The sequence below is a fragment of the Polaromonas sp. P4_H1 genome (assembly GCF_056400945.1).
Window position 1 is genome coordinate 1 of the sequence record NZ_JBFUKG010000155.1, and the last position, 518, is coordinate 518.

General features: G+C 61.8%; 1 protein-coding gene. It reads left to right on the plus strand.

The window, feature by feature from the left end:
* Positions 1 to 28: 28 nt before the first annotated feature.
* A partial coding sequence (locus tag AC1DS5_RS25630) for a hypothetical protein (protein WP_477721055.1) occupies positions 29 to 518 on the plus strand: 490 nt, incomplete at its 3' end.

Sequence of the window (518 nt, forward strand, 5' to 3'; positions counted from 1 at the left end):
GAATGGATCGGTGACCAATCAGAACCGCATGTTCACCTCGACGGGAGCGAATCCCGAGCTCCGCATCCTGGCCGAGCGGGATATCGTGCTCGGCGAGATCACCATGTCGCGGGCCAATCCGGCGATGATGCCAAGTCCGCTGCGGCCCTACGGCGGTATGGCAGGTGCCGCGCTACAATTGCGCCTGGAAACGACACCCAGGGATTTCCAGGACGTGTCGGAAAGCGGCTTCACGGCCCTGCTTCGCAATGAGCTGGAAGCAAGATGGGGACCCAGCGATGGCGGCGCATTGCGCAGCTATCTTGAAAGCGTGCGTAATCCGCTGCGGCTGGTCAACGAGAATGACATGGAGCCCAGCCGCATTTTTGCGAAGAACGGCTCGATCGTCGGCTCGCTGATCGACACGGCAATGGGCCCGACGCTCGGCAAGGTGACGACCAACGAACAGACCTGGTTCCGCGCCGGAACGGACATCCGCAACATCGACTACAACTTGCGCAACCTGCACCGGACCGACG